The 6,968-nt window shown below is 69.0% G+C and carries 5 protein-coding genes; 3 read left to right on the forward strand and 2 right to left on the reverse strand.

Annotated features, from left to right (window positions below; translation table 11 throughout):
- Positions 1-177 precede the first annotated feature (177 nt).
- On the reverse strand, positions 178-1,464 hold the full coding sequence (locus DMC18_RS06050; protein WP_110118348.1) for an adenylosuccinate synthase: 1,287 nt from the start codon (positions 1,462-1,464) through the stop codon (positions 178-180).
- Between the two features lie 120 nt (positions 1,465-1,584).
- Complete coding sequence (locus tag DMC18_RS06055) at positions 1,585-2,199, reverse strand: acyloxyacyl hydrolase (RefSeq protein ID WP_110118349.1); 615 nt, start codon at positions 2,197-2,199, stop codon at positions 1,585-1,587.
- A gap of 126 nt (positions 2,200-2,325) precedes the next feature.
- Between DMC18_RS06055 and DMC18_RS06060 the strand changes: the two genes are divergently transcribed.
- The 3 genes from DMC18_RS06060 (at position 2,326) to DMC18_RS06070 (ending at position 6,843) form a co-directional block, all read left to right on the forward strand.
- A complete protein-coding gene (locus tag DMC18_RS06060) occupies positions 2,326-3,300 on the forward strand; it encodes a threonine/serine dehydratase (RefSeq protein WP_110118352.1) in 975 nt (324 codons plus the stop codon).
- 349 nt (positions 3,301-3,649) lie between these two features.
- Positions 3,650-5,302 (forward strand): M28 family metallopeptidase, encoded by a 1,653-nt coding sequence (locus DMC18_RS06065; RefSeq protein WP_110120504.1) that lies wholly within the window; start codon positions 3,650-3,652, stop codon positions 5,300-5,302.
- 152 nt (positions 5,303-5,454) lie between these two features.
- Positions 5,455-6,843 (forward strand): L-serine ammonia-lyase, encoded by a 1,389-nt coding sequence (locus DMC18_RS06070; RefSeq protein ID WP_110120503.1) that lies wholly within the window; start codon positions 5,455-5,457, stop codon positions 6,841-6,843.
- Positions 6,844-6,968 lie beyond the last annotated feature (125 nt).

Consider the following 6,968-nt stretch of genomic DNA (forward strand, 5'->3'; position numbering starts at 1 on the left):
ACCTCTCCCATAGGGAGAGGGAGGGGCCCATGCGCAGCATGGGAGGGTGAGGGGTTACAGACTTTCCGGACAGGGCAGGGGGCGAGGGGGATGGGACGGCCGACGTCCTACCCCCTCACCCTCCCACGCCTGACGGCGCGGGCCCCTCCCTCTCCCCATGGGAGAGGTTTCAAAAGGCTACCCCGCGAACGGGTCGCGCATCAGGATGGTGTCGTCGCGCTCGGGGCTGGTGGAGAGCAGGGCCACCGGGGCGCCGATCAGTTCCTCGACGCGGCGCACGTACTTGATGGCGTTGGCGTTGAGGTCCTTGAACGAGCGGGCGCCGGCGGTGCTTTCGCTCCAGCCTTCGATCTCTTCGTAGACCGGCTCGGCGGCGGCCTGGTCGCGCATGCCGGCGGGCAGGTAGTCGAGGATCTTGTCGCCGATCTTGTAGCCGACGCAGATCTTCAGGGTCTTCAGCCCGTCCAGCACGTCCAGCTTGGTCAGGGCGATGCCGTCGATGCCGTTGATGGCCACCGACTGGCGCACCAGCACCGCGTCGAACCAGCCGCAGCGGCGCGGACGGCCGGTGTTGACGCCGACCTCGCGGCCGATCGTGGCCAGGTGCTTGCCCACTTCATCCTGCAGCTCGCAGGCGAACGGGCCTTCGCCGACGCGGGTGGTGTAGGCCTTGACGATGCCCAGCACGTAGCCCGGGCCCTTGGGGCCCATGCCCGAACCGGCGGCCGCTTGGCCGGCGACGGTGTTGGACGAGGTGACGAACGGATAGGTGCCGTGGTCGACGTCCAGCAGGGCGCCCTGGGCGCCTTCGAACAGGATGCGCTTGCCGGCCTTGTGGGCCTGGTCGAGCACGCGCCAGGCGGGCTGGGCGTAGGCCAGGATCTGCGGCGCGATCTCCATCAGCTGGTCGAACAGCGCGCCGGCGTCGGCGTCGGGCAGGCCAAGGCCGCGGCGCAGGGCGCCGTGGTGGCTGAGCAGGCGCTCGATCTTCGGCTTCAGGGCTTCGGGATCGGCCAGGTCGGCGACGCGGATGGCGCGACGGCCCACCTTGTCCTCGTAGGCCGGGCCGATGCCGCGGCCGGTGGTGCCGATCTTCTGGCTGGAGGCGGCCTCGCGCGCCTGGTCCAGGTCGCGGTGCAGCGGCAGGATCAGGGCGGCGTTGTCGGCCAGTATCAGCACGTCGGGCGTGATGGCCACGCCCTGGTCGGCGATCTTGGCGATCTCGCCCAGCAGGTGCCAGGGATCGACCACGACGCCGTTGCCGATGACCGAGGTCTTGCCCTGCACCACGCCCGAGGGCAGCAAAGCGAGCTTGTAGACCTTGCCGTCCACCACCAGCGTATGGCCGGCGTTGTGGCCGCCCTGGAAGCGCACGACGACGTCGGCCCGGTTGGAGAGCCAGTCGACGATCTTGCCCTTGCCCTCGTCGCCCCATTGGGCGCCCACGACGGTCACGTTGGCCATGATAGAGATATGCCTTGTCACCTGCCCGGTAGCGCCCGCGGCCCTTCGACAGGACTCGGCGGCGGACGTTCATCAGATTGTGCGGCGACAGGAGGGGGCCGTCAGGCGGCCCCCGCGAAGTCAGAAGGCGTAAAGCAGTCGCACGCCCAGATCGTCAAGCCCCTGGTTCTTGCCCTGGTGGAAGATCTGGCCGTTCGACAGGTGCACGTAGGACAGTTCGGTCGCCCAACGGTCGTTGAAGCGGTAGCCCAGGTTCAGCTCCGGCTGGAACAGCACCTTCGAGCCGAAATCGATGCGGGTGTAGTAGAGCTTGAGACGGCGATCGATCTCGGCCTGGCTGATGCCGGGCTGGTTCACCGGCGGCAGGTTGGTCTCGCCGTCGGTATAGGCCAGGCCCATGCCCGGGCGGAAATAGAAGCCGCCCTTGTCGCCGAAGTCGATCGGCCAGCTGAGGCCGGCGGCCACGAAGTTCGAGGTGTTTTCGCTGTTCAGCGACAGGAAAGCGTGGACCTGCGGCTTGCCCAGCCAGCGCAGGTTTTCCAGGCGATCGGTGCGGTAGCCGACGTGCAGATCGACGCCGTCCTCGCGGCCGGCGGCGCCCAGGCCGACGGCCTCGCCGATGAAGGTGACGTCGTGCTTGTAGGCGCCGACGATCAGTTCGCCGGCGCTGGCGGCCGTACCGGCGGCGAGCGTCAGGACGGCGCAGGCCGCGGCGGCCAGCAGTGCGGTCTTCATGGTGTGAGAGCCCCTCAGCAGTCTTCGGCTCCCTTATGGCGCGAACTTCCGGCGCGAGCTAGTAGCGGTGCGGTCGATTGTCGCGGGGCTGTTCCCGCGAAGACGCAGCCGCCGGTGGACAGCCTCATGACCGTCTCGCTCGCCGACATCCAGGCCGCCGCCGCCCGCCTTCAGGGCCAGGCCGTCGTCACGCCCTTGCTCGAAAGCGCCGCCCTGTCCGAGCGCCTGTCGGGACGGATCTTCGTCAAGCCCGAGACCCTGCAGCTGGCCGGGGCCTTCAAGTTCCGCGGCGCCTACAATCGCCTCTCGCAGCTGTCGGACGAAGAGAAGGGCAGGGGCGTCGTCGCCTTCTCGTCGGGCAACCACGCCCAGGGCGTGGCGCTCGCGGCCCGCAAGCTCGGCCTGCCGGCCCTGATCGTCATGCCGCTCGACGCGCCCGGCGTGAAGGTCGAGGCCACGCGGGGCTTCGGGGCCGAGATCCGCTTCTTCGACCGCTTCAAGGAAGACCGCGAGGCCATCGCGGCCGAGATTGCGGCCGAGCGCGGGATGATCGTCGTGCCGTCCTACGACGATCCGCACATCATCGCCGGCCAGGGCACGGTGGGGCTGGAGATCATCGCCCAGGCCGAGGCGGCCGGCGCGACCCTCGACAAGGTGCTCTGCCCCGTCGGCGGCGGCGGGCTGATCGCCGGAACCTCGACCGCCGTTAAGGCTCTCTCGCCCGCCACCCAGGTCTGGGGCGCCGAACCGGCCGGCTTCGACGAGACCCGCCGCTCGCTGGGCAGCGGCCATCGCGAGGTGATCGACCCCGACGCCCGCTCGTTCTGCGACGCCCTGCTGACCCCGATCCCCGGCGCCCTGACCTGGCCCATCAACAGCCGCACCCTGACGGGCATCGCGGCCGTCACCGACGACGAGGTGGCGAGCGCCATGCGCTGGGCGTTCATGAACCTCAAGCTCGTCGTCGAACCCGGCGGCTGCGTGGCTTTGGCGGCGGCGCTGTCGGGCAAGATCGACCTGTCCGACCAGACGGCCGCCATCGTGCTGTCGGGCGGGAACGTGGACCCGGCGGTGTTCGCGGGGGTGTTGGCGGGGGTCTGAGAAGACCCCCTCCGGCCCTCCGGGCCACCTCCCCCAGAGGGGGAGGATCTATCGACGCCGCCCCCAGAAGATGCTCCCCCTCTGGGGGAGCTGTCGCGGAGCGACTGAGGGGGCAGCGCTGGTTCCCCAGACCCTCTCCCCGAAGGGGGAGGTGGCCGCGAAGCGGTCGGAGGGGGGAGTGGCGGCTGTTTCAGAAGGATCTTCCCCCTCCGTCGCCTTCGGCGACACCTCCCCCTTCAGGGAGAGGGTCTTTGAAGCAAGCCCACTTTCTCCCCACCCCCTAGCGGCGGTCAAAACCACCCGCTAGGGTCCGCGCCTTCGAATGAACCGCTCGAAAAGAACAGCGACGATGAAACGCCTTCTCCTCGCCACGGCCCTGATCGCCGCGCCCATGCTCGCGCATGCCGCCGAGGCGCCCAAGATCGATCCTGCCAAGCTGTCGCAGCACATCAAGGTGCTGTCCTCGGACGAATTCGAGGGCCGCGGCCCGGCCACCGAGGGCGAGAAGAAGACCGTCGCCTACATCACCCAGCAGATGAAGGCGATCGGCCTGGAGCCGGCCGGCGACCTGCAAAAGGACGGCAAGCGCGCCTGGACCCAGGACGTGCCGCTGGGCAAGTTCGAGATCAAGGGCCCGGTCGCCGCCCACATCATGACGGCCTCCAACCACATCAACCTGGCCCAGGGCGAGCAGATCGCCATCCGCGCGGCCATGACCAATGTCGACAAGGTGTCGATCAAGGACGCGCCGCTGGTCTTCGCCGGCTACGGCGTCACCGCGCCCGAGCGCAACTGGGACGATTTCAAGGGCCTGGACGTCAAGGGCAAGATCGTCGTCGTGCTGATCAACGACCCGGACTTCGAGACCGGTAAGGGCGACTTCGGCGGCAAGGCCATGACCTATTACGGCCGCTGGACCTACAAGTACGAAGAGGCCGCCCGCCGCGGCGCCGCCGGCCTGCTGATCGTGCATGAGACCGCCCCGGCCTCCTACGGCTGGAACACGGTCAAGAACTCCAACACCAACACGATGTTCGACATCGTCCGCAAGGATCCCTCCAAGAGCCACCCGGCCCTGGAAGGCTGGATCCAGCGCGACCTGGCCGTCGAGCTCTTCAAGCAGGCCGGTCTCGACTTCGAGGCCCTGAAGCAGCAGGCCCAGACCCGCGACTTCAAGCCGGTGGACCTGAAGGCCACCTTCTCGGCCGACTACGCCGTCGACCACCAGGTGATCGTGTCCAAGAACATCGCCGGCCGGGTGAAGGGCACCAAGTTCCCCGACGAGAGCATCATCTACAGCGGCCACTGGGACCACCTGGGCGTGGGTCTGCCGGACGCCAGGGGCGACAAGATCTACAACGGCGCGGTCGACAACGCCGACGGCATCGCGGCCCTGCTGGAACTGGCCCGCGCCTTCAAGGCCGGCCCCGCGCCGCAGCGCTCGGTGCTGTTCCTGGCCGTGACGGCCGAGGAAAAGGGCCTGCTGGGCTCGGAATACTACGCCGCCAACCCGCTGTTCCCGCTGGCCAAGACGGTCGCCGACCTGAACATCGACGCCCTGTCGGCCGCCGGTCCGGCCAAGGACGTCACCACCTCGGGCGACGGCAAGGTCGATCTGCAGGACATGCTGGTGGCCAAGGCCAAGGAAGAGGGCCGCTACTTCACGCCCGATCCGACGCCGCAGGCCGGCCACTTCTACCGCTCGGACCACTTCCCCTTCGCCAAGCGCGGCGTGCCGGCCATCTCGGTCGGCTCGGGCAATGATCTCGTGAAGGGCGGCAAGGAAGCCGGCGAGAAGGCCGAGGAAGACTACACCACCAACCGCTACCACCAGCCGGCCGACGAATGGTCGGCGGACTGGGACCTGTCGGGCCAGGCCATGGACATCGGCCTGTTCTACAAGGTCGGCGCCGACCTGGCGAACTCCCGCGTGTGGCCCGAGTGGCAGGCGGGCTCGGAGTTCAAGGACCTGCGCGACAAGACCAAGGCCGAACGGAAGTAAGAGCAATACCCCCCCAACGCGCTCCCTCAGCCGTCATCCCGGCCGGAGCGCGGCGTAGAGCCGGGACCCAGGGGCCGTGCGCACCGCCCCTGGGTCCCGGATAGCGCCTGCGGCGCTTCCGGGATGACGATCTATTTTGTGAATTCCCTACAATGACCGCCTCCGTCTTCGATCTCTTCAAGCTGGGCGTCGGCCCTTCCAGCAGCCACACCATGGGGCCGATGACGGCGGGGGTGATGTTCGTCGAGCGGCTGCGCGCCGCTGGCAAGCTGGCCCTCACGGCCAGGGTCGAGACCCGGCTCTATGCGTCGCTGGCCCTGACCGGCAAAGGCCACGCCACCGATCGCGCCGTGATCCTGGGCCTGATGGGGTTCGCCCCCGCCGACCTCGATCCCGACGCCGGCGAGGCGGCGCTGGCGCAGACCAAGGCCACCCAGTGGATGCTGCTCGGCGGCGAGGTCGGGATCGGCTTCGACGAGGCCCGCGACATCGTCTTCGCCGGCCACGAGCGCCTGCCCCAGCACCCCAACGCCCTGACCTTCAGCGCCTTCGACGCTGAAGGGTCCTTGCTGATGGAGCGCACCTATTTCTCGATCGGCGGCGGCTTCGTGCGCGACGAGAGCGAGATGGGGCGCAATGCGCCGCCCGAGGAAGGCCCGGCCATCCCGTTCCCGTTCGAAAGCTCGGCCGACCTCCTGGAGCGCGCCGACCAGGCCGGCCTGACCATCGCCCAGGTGATGGCCGCCAACGAGCTGGCCCGGATGAGCGAGGGCGAGATGAACGCCGGCCTCGATCGCATCTTCGGGGCCATGGAGGCCTGCATCGACCGGGGCATGCGCGAGGACGGCATCCTGCCCGGCGGCCTGTCGGTCAAGCGCCGCGCCCGCCAGATCCACCAGACCATCCTTGGCCGGATGGAGCGCCAGATGAGCGATCCGCTGGCGGCCATGGACTTCGTCAACCTGTGGGCCATGGCGGTCAACGAGGAGAACGCCGCCGGCGGCCGCGTCGTCACCGCCCCGACCAACGGCGCGGCGGGCCTGGTGCCGGCCGTGCTGCGGTTCTTCATGCGCTTCCACAAGGGCACGCCGGAACAGGCGCGGGTGTTCCTGCTGACGGCGGCGGCGATCGGCGCGCTCTATAAGCGCAACGCCTCGATCAGCGGCGCCGAGGTCGGCTGCCAGGGCGAGGTTGGCGTGGCCTGCTCCATGGCGGCCGGCGGTCTCTGCGCCGCCCTGGGCGGGACCAACGCCCAGATCGAGAACGCCGCCGAGATCGGCATGGAGCACAACCTCGGCCTCACCTGCGACCCGATCGGCGGTCTGGTCCAGATCCCCTGCATCGAGCGCAACGCCATGGGCGCCATCAAGGCCATCGACGCCGCGCGCCTGGCCCTGCTCGGCGACGGCCAGCATTCGGTCAGCCTCGACAAGGTCATCGCCACGATGAAGCGCACCGGCGAGGACATGAACGAGATCTACAAGGAGACCTCGCTGGGCGGGCTGGCGGTGGGCCTGTCGGTGAACCGGGTGGAGTGTTGAATCAAGACCCTCCCCCTGAAGGGGGAGGTGGCCCGGAGGGCCGGAGGGGGAAGTTGCTGCAGATATGCCGCGATCACTTCCCCCTCAGTCGCTCCGCGACAGCTCCCCCTTCAGGGGGAGCATCT

This window comes from Caulobacter sp. D5, from assembly GCF_003185805.1.
GTDB lineage: Bacteria > Pseudomonadota > Alphaproteobacteria > Caulobacterales > Caulobacteraceae > Caulobacter.